General features: G+C 58.2%; 11 protein-coding genes. 7 read left to right on the top strand and 4 right to left on the bottom strand.

The genetic code is table 11. From position 1 onward, the window contains the following. The 3 genes from lysC to WA354_RS13865 all read left to right on the top strand — a co-directional run. Nucleotides 1–1,207, top strand: a 1,207-nt coding sequence (gene lysC / locus WA354_RS13875; protein WP_472813609.1) for a lysine-sensitive aspartokinase 3, incomplete at its 5' end; no start/stop codon positions are given. 288 nt (nucleotides 1,208–1,495) lie between these two features. Further along, nucleotides 1,496–1,840, top strand: a complete 345-nt coding sequence (locus tag WA354_RS13870) for a PadR family transcriptional regulator (RefSeq protein ID WP_472813608.1) — start codon at nucleotides 1,496–1,498, stop codon at nucleotides 1,838–1,840. Then, on the top strand, nucleotides 1,837–4,482 hold the full coding sequence (locus WA354_RS13865) for an ADOP family duplicated permease (RefSeq protein ID WP_472813607.1): 2,646 nt from the start codon (nucleotides 1,837–1,839) through the stop codon (nucleotides 4,480–4,482). The genes WA354_RS13870 and WA354_RS13865 overlap by 4 nt, the downstream gene beginning before the upstream one ends. 187 nt (nucleotides 4,483–4,669) lie before the next feature. Here WA354_RS13865 and WA354_RS13860 read toward each other — a convergent pair whose 3' ends face one another. From WA354_RS13860 to araD, 4 genes are all read right to left on the bottom strand, one after another. Further along, entirely contained in the window at nucleotides 4,670–5,623 is a 954-nt protein-coding gene (locus WA354_RS13860) for an ATP-binding protein (protein ID WP_472813606.1), read from the bottom strand. Nucleotides 5,624–5,972: 349 nt separating this feature from the next. Beyond that, nucleotides 5,973–7,418: a sigma-54-dependent transcriptional regulator gene (locus tag WA354_RS13855; RefSeq protein WP_472813605.1), complete on the bottom strand. Its 1,446-nt coding sequence runs from the start codon at nucleotides 7,416–7,418 to the stop codon at nucleotides 5,973–5,975. Further along, the gene (locus tag WA354_RS13850; RefSeq protein ID WP_472813604.1) at nucleotides 7,411–10,263 is read right to left on the bottom strand and encodes an ATP-binding protein; all 2,853 of its coding nucleotides are present in this window, start codon (nucleotides 10,261–10,263) and stop codon (nucleotides 7,411–7,413) included. The genes WA354_RS13855 and WA354_RS13850 overlap by 8 nt, the downstream gene beginning before the upstream one ends. A gap of 304 nt (nucleotides 10,264–10,567) precedes the next feature. After that, nucleotides 10,568–11,272 carry an L-ribulose-5-phosphate 4-epimerase AraD gene (gene araD, locus WA354_RS13845; RefSeq protein ID WP_472813603.1) on the bottom strand — a complete coding sequence of 235 codons (705 nt, stop codon included), beginning with the start codon at nucleotides 11,270–11,272 and terminating at the stop codon, nucleotides 10,568–10,570. Between the two features lie 249 nt (nucleotides 11,273–11,521). Here araD and WA354_RS13840 point away from each other — a divergent pair, with 249 nt between their 5' ends. The 4 genes from WA354_RS13840 (at nucleotide 11,522) to WA354_RS13825 (ending at nucleotide 15,510) form a co-directional block, all read left to right on the top strand. Beyond that, complete coding sequence (locus WA354_RS13840) at nucleotides 11,522–13,600, top strand: PP2C family protein-serine/threonine phosphatase (RefSeq protein ID WP_472813602.1); 2,079 nt, start codon at nucleotides 11,522–11,524, stop codon at nucleotides 13,598–13,600. A gap of 190 nt (nucleotides 13,601–13,790) precedes the next feature. Continuing rightward, nucleotides 13,791–14,366: an RNA polymerase sigma factor gene (locus tag WA354_RS13835; protein ID WP_472813601.1), complete on the top strand. Its 576-nt coding sequence runs from the start codon at nucleotides 13,791–13,793 to the stop codon at nucleotides 14,364–14,366. Next, complete coding sequence (locus WA354_RS13830) at nucleotides 14,363–14,803, top strand: hypothetical protein (RefSeq protein WP_472813600.1); 441 nt, start codon at nucleotides 14,363–14,365, stop codon at nucleotides 14,801–14,803. Before WA354_RS13835 ends, WA354_RS13830 begins: the two co-directional genes overlap by 4 nt. Before the next feature lie 41 nt (nucleotides 14,804–14,844). Then, complete coding sequence (locus WA354_RS13825) at nucleotides 14,845–15,510, top strand: Spy/CpxP family protein refolding chaperone (RefSeq protein ID WP_472813599.1); 666 nt, start codon at nucleotides 14,845–14,847, stop codon at nucleotides 15,508–15,510. Nucleotides 15,511–15,842: the final 332 nt, after the last annotated feature.

Raw genomic sequence — 15,842 nt, 5'->3', positions numbered from 1 at the left:
CCTCCGCGCCCGTCATCGCGACACCGCGTGCGCGCTCATCAAGACACCAGCCGACTCCGCTTCTCTCTGCAATCTCATCGAGCAGAAGTTCGACTCACTCGATGAAATCCTCCGTGGGCTGGCCGCCATCCTCGAGCTCACGCCGCGCATCTCCGACCTCGTCGTCAGCTACGGCGAACGACTCTCCAGCCGCATCATCGCCGCCGCCTTTGCCGAGCGCACCATCAACGCCGCTCATGTCGACGCGCGCGAAGTCATCGTCACCGATTCGCAATTCAGCAAAGCCGTTCCCCTCGATGTGCTCATCGAGAAACGCGCCGCTGAACACCTGCGCCCTCTGCTCGAGCAGAGCAAGGTTCCTGTGATGGGCGGCTTTATCGCCTCTAACGAAGCCGGCATCACCACCACGCTCGGCCGCGGTGGGTCCGACTTCACCGCCGCTCTTCTCGGCGGAGCGCTCGCCGCTGACGCCATCGAGATCTGGACCGACGTTGATGGCATCATGACCAGCGACCCACGCGTCTGCCCCGACGCCCTCCGCGTCAAGGTAATCAGCTTTGAAGAAGCAGCCGAGCTCGCCTACTTCGGCGCCAAGGTCCTGCACCCCGCTACCATTCTGCCCGCCGTCCGCAAAAACATTCCGGTGCTGGTACTCAACAGCAAGAACCCGTCGAACGAAGGCACGCGCATTATCTCCATCGCGCCCCACTGCAGCAGCCCCTTCAAATCGATCGCAGTCAAAAAGAAGCTCTCCATCATCGACGTCGTCGCCAGTCGCATGCTCATGACGCACGGCTACCTCAAGGCCATCTTCGACATCTTCGACAAGCATCAGTGCCCCGTCGACATGGTCTCCACCAGCGAGGTTTCTGTTTCTCTCACGGTCGACTCCAACGACAAGCTGCCCCTCATCGCCGCTGACCTCAGCCAGCTCGCCGATGTGAAATACGAAGGCAAAAAGGCGCTCGTCTGTCTCGTCGGCGAAGACATCCGCGGGCAAAGCGGCATGGCCGCCCAGGTTTTCGGCGCCATCAGGCACGTCAACGTGCGCATGATCTCCCAGGGTGCCAGCGAAATCAACATGAGCTTCATGATCGAAGAAGACGACGCCGACGAAGCCGTCCGCTCCCTGCACGCCGCCTTCTTTAAAGAGCCCGATCCCACCATCTTCGACACGGAATCCCGCAAAGCCGCCGTCAACTCCTAGAGTCGATGGCATGGCTTGAGTCGTGCTGCAAGCGTCCAAATCACGGGGCTTGTATCAGGGCATAGTGACGACGGCCATACCCTCTACGAGGAATCCGGGCTCCCGGCAAGCCCCACCCAGACGGATCTCCTCGTATATCAGAAGCCCTGACCAGTCTTTGCAACCAACACGACTCCGCCATCGAGAGCCAAGTGCGGCCGCTCCAGAGACTAGAGTTGCCCCATACTACTACCCTTGACATCCGACAGGAACGCGCGTAAAGCTATTGTCGAATGTCGAGAGGAGAAGATGCCGCAATCAACTGACCTTCTGCAGGGAACACTGGATTTGCTGATTCTTCAGACTCTCGCGCTTGAGCCAATGCACGGCTGGGGCGTGGCTCAGCGTATCCAACAACTGTCGAAAGACGTCTTGCAGATCGGGCAGGGTTCGCTTTATCCAGCTCTCTATCGTCTTGAGTACAAGGGATGGATACGATCGGAATGGCAGATCACTGAGAATAATCGGCGGGCGAAGTATTACCGCCTGACCCAGACAGGAAAGAAGCAACTCGCGAAGGAGTTGGCTAGCTGGGATCGCTTGTCCTCGGCAATCGCGTCTGTCCTTGGCCGGGCTGTGGAGGCGTCCTCATGATCTCTGAACTTCTGACGCGGCTTCGTTTCCTGATCTTTCGCAAAAGGCGCACCGAACTCAATGAAGAGATCGAGTTTCATCTCGAACAGGCGATCACAACCAGAATTGCGGCTGGAATGAAACCAGCCGAAGCGCGCCGGCGGGCACTGATTGAATTTGGCGGGATCGAGCCCACGCGGGAACAATGCGAGCGGCAGCGTCCCGGGTGGTGGATCGGGACGGTAATGCAGGACGTTCATTACGCGTTTCGCGGATTTGGCCGCAATCCGCTGTTTGCCATCAGCGTGCTGATCACTCTCGCACTTGGCATTGGCGCGACAACGGCCGTCTTCAGCGTTGTAGATCGCATTTTGTTCCGGCCTTTGCCCTATGCGGAACCGAGTCGAATCGTGTCGCTGGGATTCGTGCACCCACTGGAGCGGCAGGAGTTTGTGATGGGCCGCTTCTATGTGGAATGGCAGAAGGATCAGACCCCTTTTTCGGCTCTCGCGGCGCAGAACACAGGGGTCCACAATTGCGACCTGGTTGAGAACGATCCAGTGCAACTGAGCTGCATCTCATTCCAGGCAAGCTTTCTTCCTTTATTCGGAATCTCTCCGGCTCTTGGCCGCAACTTTCTGCCAGAGGAGGATCGCCCCAACGGACCTCCCGTGGTAATGATTTCCTACGGGCTGTGGAAGGGGCATTACAACGGCGACCCGCACATCCTGGACCGGATGATCAATGTGGATGGCAATCCCGCCCGAGTTGTGGGCATCCTGCCCAGGGATTTTCAGTTTCCTACTCTGGAAGCAGCAGATATCGTCTCTCCTTTTGCCCTCGATCCTGCGATTCAGCAGAAAGTCAATGGGGGTTTCGGCTACCCAGAACGGGTATTTGCGCGCCTCAAGCCTGGTGTCAGCGTGGAGCAGGCGTACGCGCAGATGCTGCCTCTGTTCAACGGCGACGTCAAGTGGTTCCCTCCTTCGGCGAAAAGTGAAACTCGTCTCAGCATCCGGACGCTGCGCGATCGCGAGACGCAGGACGCGCGGCCGGTCGCGTGGGTTCTCTTTGGGTTTGTCCTTGCGGTTTTGCTGATTGCGTGCGCGAACGTAGCCGGACTGATGATGGCACGCGGAGCGGGGCGGCAGCGCGAGCTTGCGGTTCGTTCGGCGATCGGCGCGAGCAGGGGCAGGCTAATTCGCCAGGCGCTGACTGAAGCACTTGTGCTCTCGTTCGCGGGAGGCCTAGCGGGGCTTGCTATAGCGCAGGCACTCGTCATGGTGTTTGTCCGCCTCGCGCCGACCGGAATCCCATTCATCAGCAAAGCCCATCTCGATCTGCGTATTGCACTGTTTGCGGCTCTGGTCTCGTGCCTCTGCGGAGTGATCTTCGGTTCTGCTGCGGCGCTGCAGAAACCAGGATTAGCCGCGCTGAACGCCAAGGCATCTATGTCGCGCAATCACGCTTTTTTGAGGCGCAGCATGGTCACGACGCAAATCGCCATCAGCATCATCCTGCTCTCAGGTGCGGCGCTGTTGCTGCGCAGCTTTACAAAGATCGAAGACCAGAATCTCGGAATGCAGACTGGTGGAGTATTGACCGTGAAAGTGGCGCTTCCCTGGTGGCGCTACAACACAAATCAGAAGGTCATGGACTTCTATCTTCGTCTTGAATCATCTTTACGGCGGCTGCCCGGCACACGTGCAGTGGGGATGACGGACTCTACTCCACCGGGAGGGTGGCAAGACGGTTTTAGATTCTCCGACCTGTGCGTGCAGGGCAAGCCACCGATCCCTCCAGGGACCGGTGGAACTGTTGTGGGCCGATCCGTGACGCCCGACTATTTTCGCGTACTCAACATTCCGATTGTGCGCGGACGGAATTTTGCAGATCAGGATCGCACAGGAGATGAGCGCGAAGTGATTCTTAGCCGGTTATTGGCCGAGCGCCTGTTTCCCGGTGAGGACCCCATTGGAAAGCAATTCCTGCCGGGCGCACATGTCAGCGGCGCCGGAGCCATAGTCGTTGGCGTGGCAGACAACGTAAAAAACAACGGACTTACTGAACAGAGTGATCCGGAGATGTACACGCTCCGCCGGAGCGTATCCGGCGACTGGGGCGAAAACCGTTTGATGGTGATTGTGGATAGCGCCCTCCCGGTGGCTGCGATTGAGCCGTGGGTCAGATCGGAGGTTTCTTCCATCGATCGCACCATTCCAGTTGAGATGGAGCCCCTGAATCAATCCCTCAACCGACTGGCGGACCGCCCGCGCTTTGAAACAACGCTGCTTGGATTTTTTGCTCTGACGGGTCTGGTGCTGGCGGTTGTCGGCCTTTATGGCCTCATCGCGTTTATGACAATGCAGCGGACACACGAGATCGGCCTACGCATGGCCCTCGGCGCCACGCGAGCCAACATCCTGCGCCTGATCGCAAAGGACGGCCTGCGCATGGTGCTGGTGGGCATGGCGGTCGGGCTCGCCACTGCACTGGCAGTATCGCGCATGCTGAAGACGCTCCTGTTCCAGGTCAGCGTATATGACCCGTGGACGTACATCCTTGTCCCGCTGCTTCTGTCATTAGTGGCTCTCGTTGCAATCCTTATCCCCGCTCGTGCTGGAACGCGCGTCGAACCGGCTGTCACACTACGCGCCGAATGATGGTTGCCGATGCACCAGGCAGTTAGGCGAATTCAAGTCGAAGGATGCTAACAGGACAACGCGTGTTGAGGGAGCAGCAGACAGCTCTTTCGAGTTTCGAGCGGATTGTGCGCTACCCGTGCCTTCATCTCCTGCCTTCAGCCAACACCTGGGCCGCAGTCATAAACCACGACCTGAGCAGGCACTCTCAACACTCCAACATGTCATTTTTTCTGCTCGGTATCCATGATTCCTCTGAAGTAGATCGGCGCCGCTCCGGGCTGTCCATGTGCTTGATGAGAAGCACTTCGTTTCCGACGTCGCTGTAAATCAATTCATCCACGATTCCGCTGGCGACGAGAATTCCGTATCCGCCGAGGCGCATTCCCGATCTGTTACGAACCTCAATATGGCGCGTCGGGTCATCCGGCGAGTAGGAGATTGCGGCGTGCGGAATGTTATCGGGACGGAATCCCTTTCCCGGATCAGAGATATAGAAAACAGATGCGCGCGCGGTTTGCACAGCGGCTATCTCTAATAGCTTTGTAGGATCATTCTGACCACCATGCTCGACGGCATTATTCAGGATTTCCTGAAATGCAACCATCATCTCTTCAGGCGGCCGCTCCGGTAGCGTCATCTGGAACTGCTTGAAGAATTCAGTCAGGCGATCTGCATTCAACAGGTCGCAGTTCATCCGAACCGAGATCCAGTTGCGATCAGCGGAAAGCACCTCGATGCCGACGTGGGAATTGTCTGTTTCAATTGCACTCTTCGCATACCTTGCAATTTCTCTTTCGTCAAAAGGGGCACATTGGCAGAGAAAGACGCGTCGGCGCAACGCTGCGATCAGGTCCTCCGGTGTACCGCTTGGGGCGAGAACAATCACGCGCACGCTGGGCCTCAAGCGCCAGATTTCATCCACCAGCGCGAGGTCCTCCTGAATGCTGGTATCGGGATCTGTGATTACGACAGCAAAAGGAGTCTCGCGCAGTTGCCGAAGGGCGTCGGCACTTCCGGCGGCGTGAGTAAATGAGCAGTGAAGGTTCGTCAATTGCTGTTCGAGGGGTTCGGAATTCCGATCATGGCCGATGAGCAGCACGCGGGATTCAGATGAACGATCTCGACTTAGATCAAGCTCGGATTTCTCTGAAAGTTTCATGTCTGCACTTCCATTGAGGGTTCTTTCAAGTAAAGTCCACTCGCAGCTAATCTACATCGTAAAGTGTCCGTTTGCGAGGGGGAACCGGCGGGGCCGTAAAGTTAGTGGTTCCTGTCATTTAAAAATAAGCATTGCGCCTTACGCCTCAGTAACAATCCGAGCGCAATCGACCCGTTTTTCATTCAGCCGCAATATAACCCAACGATGGTTGGCAAAACGCCAGATGATTTCCGGTCGCAACAAATCGTGGGCAGCCCCAGGCCGCTCAGCTCAAGATGACGGTTTATGAAATCAAGATCACAACGTATCGAGACTATCCTGGCAACTCACCGCGGCGAACTGCTTGTTGCTACTCGCGGCCCCGTTTGCGGATCTCGATGTTCAGGCGCTTGATCTTTTGATTCAGAGTGGAGAGCGGGATGTGAAACTGCTCGGCGGCATCGGTCTGATTCCAGTTGCAGCGTTCAAGCTTTTCAACGATGATGCGGCGCTCGATGTCTTCGAGGATGTCAAAGAGCGAGGCGTTGGGATTATGCTCGAGCAGCGCATCCTGAAAGCTGCGCCCGGTGATGTGTCCGGGCAGGAGCTCCGAGCCGATCACCGGACCTGATGAAAGCACCACGCCGCGCTCGATCGAGTTCTCAAGTTCGCGAACATTGCCGGGCCATTCATAATCGATAAGAGCGCGCAACGCGTCAGCAGAGAGCCGTCGCGGCGAGAGGCCATTTTCTTTGGCGTAGAACTCGAGGAAGTGGTTTACCAGGAGCGGAATATCTTCGCGGCGCGAGCGCAGCGGCGGCAGATCAACCGTGATCACGTTGAGGCGGTAGAAAAGGTCTTCGCGGAACTTGCCCTCACGTACGGCTTGGCGCAAATCGATATTGGTCGCGGCGATGATGCGTACGTCGACCTGGATCTCCTGAATGCCGCCGAGGTGCATGAAGCGGCGATCCTGCAGAACGCGCAGAATCTTTGCCTGCGTGTCCGAGCCCATGGTGGCGATTTCGTCGAGGAAAAGTGTGCCGCCATTGGCGACTTCGAAGAGCCCCTTCTTGGAGGCGATCGCAGAAGTAAACGCGCCCTTCACGTGGCCGAAGAGCGTGGACTCGAGTAACTCAGTCGGCATGGCGCCGGTGTTGATGGGTACGAAGGGCTTGTCGCGGCGCGGCGAGTTGGCGTGAATGGCCTTCGCGATAAGTTCCTTGCCGGTTCCGCTTTCGCCCTGGATGAGAACGGTGGAGCGGCTGGGCGCCACCTGCGAGATCAGGTCGAAGACGCGCAGCATGATTTCGCTTTTACCAACGATGTTGGCGAAGTTGTAGCGCTGTCTAAGGGTGCGCTTGAGCTGCAGGTTTTCTTCTTCGGCTTTGTAGCGTGCAACTGCGGAGCGAATGTCGGCGAGCAGCTTCTCGTTGTCCCACGGCTTCTGAACGAAGTTTTCAGCGCCGGCACGGATGGCCTCTACGACATTCTCGACGGTGCCGTAAGCGGTGATCATGATGACCGGCGTTTCGGGCTGGCGCTCCTTGATCTGGGGAAGGAGATCGAGGCCGCTTTGGCCGGGCAGCGCGAGATCGAGCAGGACGAGATCGAAGCTTTCCAATTCGAGCATGCGCAAGCCCTGCTCGCCATCGGGGGCGGTTTTCACCGAATAGCCTTCGAGAGAAAGCAGAACTTCAAGCGACTCGCGGATGCCGCCCTCGTCGTCGATGACGAGAATGCTTCCCGCGGCAGAGCCGGACGAGAAGACTGAACCAGATGACGAGAAATTCAAAGACTGATCAACATCAGACATGTACCGATTTCCTCAATAACGGGAATTCAAGGTGGAAGGTTGTGCCGGCGCCGACGGCGCTCTCGACATGAATCTTGCCCGCGTGCTCCTGAATAATCCCGTAGGAAACGGAAAGTCCAAGACCTGTGCCACGCCTCTCGCCTGGTCTGGGCATGGTCTTTGTAGTGAAGAAAGGATCGTAGATGCGTTTCAGATGTTCGGGTGCGATGCCCGAACCTGAGTCAGAGACAGTTGCTTCCACATGACCATTTGCGAGGGTAGCCACGCGAAGGCGTCCGCCGCCCGGCATTGACTCCTTGGCATTCAGCAGCAGATTGAGAAACACCTGCTGCAGTTTGCCCGGGTTGCCATGGATGGGCGGCAGGTCCTCTGCAAAATCGGTGTCAACGAGGACCTGTGCGGTTTTGAGCTGGTGTTCGAGAAGCGATAGCGTATCGCGAATGACCTGGTTGAGATTGGTTTCGCGGAACTCGGTGGTTGAGGTGCGCGAGAAATTCAGCAGGCCGTTTGCGATTTCGGAAGCGCGGAAGCTCTGCTGCGTAATTTTCTCGAGCACGGGACCGAGGCGGGCGTCACCACGCATCTGCTTGGAGAGCATCTGCGAGTACGAGGAGATGACCGCAAGCGGTGTGTTGATTTCGTGCGCGACACCGGCGGCGAGCAAGCCGATGGAACTGAGCTTGTCAGATTGTGCGAGCTGATTTTCAAGTGAGACGCGCTCGGTGATGTCGTCGACCAGGACGATGCGGCCCACGATAACGAAGTCGCGCGAGAGCAGCGGCGCGATGGCGATGTTGACGGTGCGCTGTTCGCCGGCCTTGGTGGTGAGGTGGAACTTGTACAGGTTGTGAATGCCGGCTTCGTTGCGGAATCCTTCAATAGCAGAGACGAAGTCGTCAGGGAAGACGTCACTAAGCTTCTGGCCGATGGCTTCACCGCGGCTCACCGCATACATGGCTTCCATCTGCGCATTCCAGCTCTCGATGCGGTCTTCGAGATCGAGTGCGAGAATACCGACATTGATGGATTCGACGATGTTTTCGTTAAATTCCTTGAGGCGCTCGAACTCGCTGATCTTGACCTCAAGGCGCGCGTAGAGGCTGGCGTTCTGCAGCGCGATGCCGATGTAGCTGGCCAGCGACTCGAGCAACTCTACGTCTTCGCTGGAGAGGAAGTCGCCGCCGATAGTGCGTCCGAGCCCGATCACGGCGATGGTGCGGGTGGCTGCGCCGTCCTGGACGCGGCAGGGCAGGTAGTAGTTAAGATCGAGCAACGCAGCAGTGCTCTGTTGTTCGGGCGGAAGATGAAGGGCCTGCTGGGCATTCTCAAGAAAGATATGCGAGTGATCGTGTGCGGCGCGATCGAAGTCGAGGAAGCCGAGGGAAAGCTTGCGATCAGAGACGGAAGAGAGCAGTCCATGCGATGCTGCGAGGCGCAACCCTCCGGCGGGCTGGGTAAGGAAGAGGGCGACACGCGAAACGAGTAGAGTGCGCGGCAGGCGCTCGACGATCGAGTTGAGCAGTGCGTCGAGGTTGGTCTCGGAACTGAGGCTCCGGCCAAACTCGATGAGGGCCTTGCGGTAGTCGTATTTCTGGCGGTCGAATGCCTTGTCGACCCAGCCCTGGATGCGGCGCTTTAGGGGTTCAAAGACTGCTGCTGTAACCACCACGGCGATGAGCAGGGCCCACTCGCGAATCGCTTCAGGGAAGCGCTGGTGCACGATGTCCGCGGAGAGAGCAATGATGCCGAAGTATGCTCCGACCAGCGTTACCGTCGCGAGCGTGTAGGCCACGCCGCGCTTGAAGATCAGATCTGTATCCATCAGCCGGTAGCGGATGATGGACCAGCAGAAGGTCAAGGGGAGAAATACGAGCGAAAGGCCGGCCAGTTTGGTGAGCAGGCTTGGCATGCGCACGTCGAGCAGGAATGGAATCGCAAACAGAAGCGTGAAGGGGCCGACTGCCAGCCATGCGCCGCGATAAAGCCATTTCAGCTGCTGACGCAGCAGGGGAGTATTTGCCCTGGCGTAGCTGATCGAGAACAGGGTCGCGGCCAACACGTAGAAAGCAGCGATGTAGGCGTAGTTAATCTGGTTGAGTCGTAGAAGCAGGATTCCCGTGGCCTGCCAGCGGGTGATGGCAGTAATCCAAAGGCCCAACAAAGCAATCCCGGGGGCGTAGAGGGCGACGAGAAGCCAGCGGCGTCCGGCGTCTTTCCAGCGTTCCTCAGGGAAGCTGATGGCGAAGTGGAGGAAGAGCGCGGGCTGGAGCGCTCCCGCGACGATGTTCGACCAGAAGACGGTCTTGTCAACGAAGTTCCACTCGCCCGTGTATTTCAGAGCGTTCAAGGCGAAAGAAACGAGACAGAACAGATAAAAGTGAAGTGCGCGTGGAGCGGTCCAGCGGCGAAAAAGAACGTAAATGCCGATCGCGAGATAGATGAGTCCGATGAAGCGCAGGCCCAGGTACGAGCTGCGATCCGTTGGCTCGGGAATGACTTCGACTGGTGTGTCCAAAGCCACCCCATCTCTAGTAATGGAGTATTCAGCTTTGAGGTAGGCGCCTGTGCGGTAGAGTTCGTGCTCAAAATCCGAGACCCGGGACACCGGAACTTCATTAATTGCCGTGAGCAGGTCCCCTTTGTGAATACCGGCCAGCTGGCCGGGGCTGCCTGGGATAACCTTGTTAGCCTGCAACCCGCCATTGACTTCAACCCACCAGACGCCGTCATCGGGTTGCACGAACTTGCTCTCCTGGCGGAAATTCAACACGGCGAGCAACACCAGGCCGACCGTAGCCAGGGCCAGCAGCGTTGCCTGCAACCGATTGAATAGGCTGTTTTCCATACCGTGAGATTCGTGCTTCACAGGAATAAGAGCACGTGGCTTGCCATGCGCGTTGCGTCCTTCATCCATCGGTACCATACCGGCAAGTGACAGAGACTACGTTAGATAAAGACGTTTACAGACAGATGAGGTTATCCGAACGAAATGTGGATTTCCGCGAAAAATGCAGAAAACAATAGGAGATATACGAGCTCAGGAATCGAGCTACTGAAATTAGTATCTCATCTAACTTGTTGATTTTAAGTTAAAGAAGGTCAGAGTAGATCGGTCAAGAGCGGAGAAGCAGCCTCCCCGTTATCGGGAATCAGCGCTGTCCGTAAGTAGCCTTCGGGCCATGCTTGCGCAGGTAATGATGCTCGCTGACGTGAGTTGGGATTGGCTCTACCGCCGAATTCAGGAGGGCCGTGCGGAAGGCGAGCCGGGCGATGTATTCGAGGACGTCGGCGTGTTCGACAGCTTCGGCTGGTGTCTTTCCCCACGCGAAAGGTGCGTGGCCTGCGACCAGAACACCAGGGACGGCTACCGGGTCGAGACCCTCGGAACGAAAGCGGCGGACGATGACAGCGCCGGTATTGCGGACGTAGCCGGAGGAAACTTCTTCGGCGGTGAGCGCTTCCGTAACGGGAACGGGGCCGTGGAAGTAGTCGGCATGGGTGGTTCCCAGGCAAGGAATTGGCTGGCAGGATTGGGCCCAGGCGGTAGCGAATTCGGAGTGGGTGTGGACGATGCCGCCGATCTGCGGAAATTCGCGATAGAGCAGGGTATGGGTGTCGAGATCGCTGGAGGGGCGAAGGTGACCCTCGATAATCTTGCCGTCGAGGTCGGTAATCACCAAATCTTCGGCGGCCAGAGTGGCGTAGTCGACTCCGCTGGGCTTGATGACGACCAGGGGCTGGCTGCCAGTGCGATCGATGCCGCTGGCGTTGCCGAAGGTGTGGGGCGCGAGGCCGCGGCGGGCGATTTCCTGGTTGGCTTCGAGAACCTGCCGGCGTAATGACTCGAGGAGCATCTTGCTTCCTGCTGCGGAGGAATATGGCTGAAGAAATCCCTCTCGGTTGGAATCAACGACAGTTTAGCAGCCAGCGGTTTAGTGGGGTGACCGGCGGAATTCTGAAAGGATGTGCCGACACCGAGGAGACACCGGCGTCCCCGTAAAGGACATTCTCATTGAAGGTCTCTATTACCAGGGATATGAGTTCGCGATGCACATTCCATTCTCCGCTTTTTCAAGGCGACACTGCCGGAGTATGCTTTCGTCATGATTCCCCGGAACTTGCGCTTCCTCATCCTGCCGCTTGCCGTGTATCTTTTCGCTGCTCCAGCAGTTGCCCACGCGGGAGGGGCACCGCAGCTCAGCGAACCGGCCGGCCGGACACTGGTTTTGGACGGCCTCGGCAAAGGCGCTGCAGCCCTCGACGGTCCCTGGCAATTCCATCTCGGCGACGACACTGCCTGGGCCGCACCTGGGTTCGATGATTCTAGTTGGGAGCAGCTCACTGCCGACAAAACGTGGGGTTCGCAGGGCCATCCGAACTACACCGGCTACGCCTGGTACCGCCGGTCCATCCGCATTACACCCGCTCCCGGTGCTTCTTCCGACTTTGCCCTGCTCATTCCGGCAATCGACGACGCCTTCCAGATCTACTGGAACGGCGTCGAAGTCGGACATCTTGGCTCCATGCCGCCCAACATGGTTCTTTACGAAGGCGTACCGCCGCAAACATTCGGCCTCGGGCCGGTTCGCACCGGTGTGCTGGCAATCCGGGTTTGGAAGACCGCACTTGCTTCAAACGACCCCAGCAACCTCGGCGGTTTTGAAGGTCTCCCGCTGATCGGCAGTCCTGAAGCGATCGCCACCGCCAAAGGCAACATGGACTTTGCCTGGTTGCGCGGCCAGCAGTTCACCTTCGGCCTGACCTCGCTCTATGCGCTGGTTTCCCTGCTGAGCTTCATCGCCTGGCTGCGCGACCGGAACCAGTGGCTGCTCTTCTGGATGAGCATCTTCTCGTTCATGCCGATGCTTGCGGTGCTGCTGAACGGCCTGCGCCTTCCTTATTCGTGGGCCCTTGCACAGCTTTTGATTCAGAGCTCCATCGCGATCCGTGAAGCTTCGGGGTGGTTTCTCCTCATATGGCTTCTGCAACTGCACCCATACACGCGGCTCGTCCGCGCCACCCGCCTTGTCGCAATCATCGGCATTGTCTCCGCTTTCGCCGATGGATCCCTGTCCTTCCTTTACCCCAATTTCATGCGCGAAGTTCCGATGCAGATCGCAGATGCCGTCCTCACGGCTCCTGCCGTCCTGTTTGAGGCAATACCGGCCATTCTTGTCACCATCGCCATCGTCAAGCGCAAGCGCCTCGACTCCGCCCGCTGGCTGGTCGCCATTCTGGCGTTTCTTAACGCCTTGATCTACTGGATTTCCAACGCTTCGCAGCAGGGTGTCCGCTTTACCCATTGGACGCTGGCAGACAAGATTTCCTCTCCGCTATTCACACTGAATGGCAACCCGTTCAGCGTGCCCACCGTCCTGCGCACGCTTCTTTTTCTCTCCATTGTGTACGCAGTCATCCACTACACGGTTGAAAACCGCCGTCGCCAGGCAACCCTGGAGCTGGAGTTCCAGAATGCACGCGAACTGCAGCAGATTCTGGTTCCTGAAACCATTCCTGCCATGGCTGGTTTTTCCCTGACCAGCGCCTACCGTCCCGCGCAGGAAGTGGGCGGCGACTTCTTCCAGATCATCCCATTTGAAAATGGCTCAACGCTGATCGTCCTCGGCGATGTAAGTGGAAAAGGCCTCAAGGCTGCGATGTCGGTGTCGCTGATCGTCGGCGCCATCCGCGTCCTGGCTGAAACGACGACCAGTCCTGCAGCAATCCTTGCGGGAATCAACCGGCGCCTTGTTGGCCGTCTGCAAGGTGGCTTTGCGACCGCGATTGCGCTTCGCCTGGACAGTAACGGTGCTTGTACACTCGCCAGCGCCGGTCATCCAGGGCCTTTCGTGAATGAACAGGAACTCAGCTTCCCCGGCGCACTCCCTCTCGGTCTGGGACCCAACGCAGTTTTTGAAGAGATCAGTTTTCAACTCAGCGAGCGCGACCAGGTCGCTCTTTACACCGACGGCCTGCTGGAAGCACGCAGCCATAGCGGCGAACTCTACAGCTTCGATCGCTTGAAAACTCTCTTCTCAAGCCGTCCCACCGCCGATCAAGCCGCCCAGGCTGCGGTCAACTTTGGACAGGACGACGACATTACCGTCCTCACCCTCACGTGGTTGAAAACTGGAGAGGAAGCGACAGCCCTGCATAGCGGCCCCGTGGAGTCCCTCGTCTAGCCGGTCGTAGTCGCAGGTAGTCCCGAATTCTCAGCCGGGCCATCTGCAGAGGCATCAGAACTGGCGGGGAAGCTGGTTTAGCGGCTTTCCGATGCGCCAACCCGTCTGAAAGAGTGAGAATCAGGCACGAAAATCCAGAAATGGCAGGTCGGCTGTAATCTTGGGTCTCACCGGGGCGTCTACCTGAGTGATGGCTGCCTGCACAGCATTGGAACCAATGATCAAGGCCACGGCGGAAGAAGTTGCCGCGCAGGAGTTTGAGAGCGTTGTCAGCAGCCACAGGGCGCAGATTTTTCGTTTTCTGCTGGCATCAACGCGCGACGTGGATCTGGCTGAGACGCTGACCCAGGACTGCTTTCTGAAGGCACACCGGAACTGGTCGGGCTTCCGCGGCGAGTCCAGCGCGCTGACCTGGTTGATGCGGATTGCCATCAATCTGCAGAAGGACCACTGGCGCAATCGGCGCATGCAGTTCTGGCGGCATACGCGCACCAATGCGGTGGACCTGGATGAAGCGAGCGACTGGCTGCCGAGCGGCGAGCGGACCGCGGAGCAGCGCATGCTTGCACGGGAGCAGGTGGCACAGGTATGGCGCTCGGTAGAGAATCTGAGCGAGCGGCAGCGTACGGTGTTTCTGCTTCGTTTTGTGGACGACTTAGAGTTGAAAGAAATTGCTGCGGCGACCGGCATGGGTGAGGGAACGGTGAAAGCGCATCTTTCGCGCGCGCTGGCAAGGGTGCGGAAGGAATTTGGAGAGAGGCGATGAATCTCAGGGATGAAAATGCGAAGGTGACGGGGCAGGCGGAGAACCTAGAGATGCTGGAGCCCGAACTGCGCGCGGCGCTGGGTAACTTCAAGGCGAGCGTGGATGCGTGGAGCGACGCAATGATGAGCCGTCCGCGCGAGATGAAGGCTGCGGCGCACACCAACTGGAGCGCGGTGACCAAATGGGCGCTGGGGTGCGTGGTGTTCGCGGGCACTCTCTCTGGCGGTGTGTACCAGAACTACCGGCAGCAGGAAGCTCAAAAGGTCGAGGCGGCTCGAATGAGAGAGCAGCAGCGCGAGATGGCCGCTGCCCAGGTTTTGAAAGAGAACGAAGAAGATCTGATGGCGAGTGTAGACAGCGACGTGGCGCGAGAGGTTCCGAGCGCGCTTGAGCCACTGGCAACATTGATGACCGAGGACGAGAGCAAGGGCAATTGAATCACTGGCTGATTCGACGAAATTCAGCGAAGGAGAAAGAAGTGAAAGCTTTGATGACGGTACGGTTGGGAATCACGATGGCGGCTATTTTTGCCGCGGGAACAGTGTTCGCGCAGGGATCTGACATGGCCATTGCGCAAGGACCGGGACCGGGTGGGCCGGGCTCGGGTGGACCGGGATTCGGGAGTCATCGGCCTCCAATGGAGAGGGCGATGCGAGGTGATCGGGGACAGTGGTGGAACAATCCCAAGATCGTTGAGAAGCTGAAGCTCACCGACGATCAGCGCAAGGCGATGGATGCAATCTTCCAGGATCATCGCGAGAAGCTGGTGGATTTGCGCGGCAACGTGGAAAAGGCTGAGATCGCGATGGATCCACTGGTGAAGGCCGATCAGCCGAACGAGACGGCGGTGCTGGCGCAGATTGACAAGGTGGCCCAGGCACGCGCCGAGTTGGAAAAGGCGAATGCGCGATTCCTGTTTGAGCTGCGCGCCAAGCTGACGCCGGATCAATGGAAGCAGGTGCAGGAGTTCCGCCAGAACCGCGACGGAATGCGAGACATGCATCGCGGCGGCCAAGGCTGGCCGGGCAATGGCGGTGACCGCAGAGCGCCTGGTCCGCCTCCTGGATCGCCGTCAGGACCGCAGGGGATGCTCGATGGTGGAGGACCGGGAGAAAATTCTTCCGCGCCTGCTGTAAACCAGTAGAGGAGATTTTCCGTCATTGGAAGTGTAAGCAGAGAGCAAATGCGGTTTTAGTCAATACCGGTGGCGGCAGGAGAGGGCTCCTGCCGCCGATTTATTTTTAAAAGCAGGGAACGAGGGAACAAGGGACTGAGGTACGAAGAGACTGCGTTCATCAGTCGAGTGTTCGCATCGGCGATGACTCTACCGCCTTCCGATTTCTCCATTCTCATTGTCATCCTGACGCTTAGCGGAAGGATCTGCGGCTACCTTTCGTCACTTCCCTGCCGGCGGTCATTGGACAACAATCGCAAAAAACAGCTGTCATCCCGACCGAAGCGGAGGGATCTGCAGCT

Source organism: Occallatibacter sp. (assembly GCF_049802275.1).
Classification (GTDB): domain Bacteria; phylum Acidobacteriota; class Terriglobia; order Terriglobales; family Acidobacteriaceae; genus Telmatobacter.
This window is presented reverse-complemented; position numbering and strand designations above follow the sequence as displayed.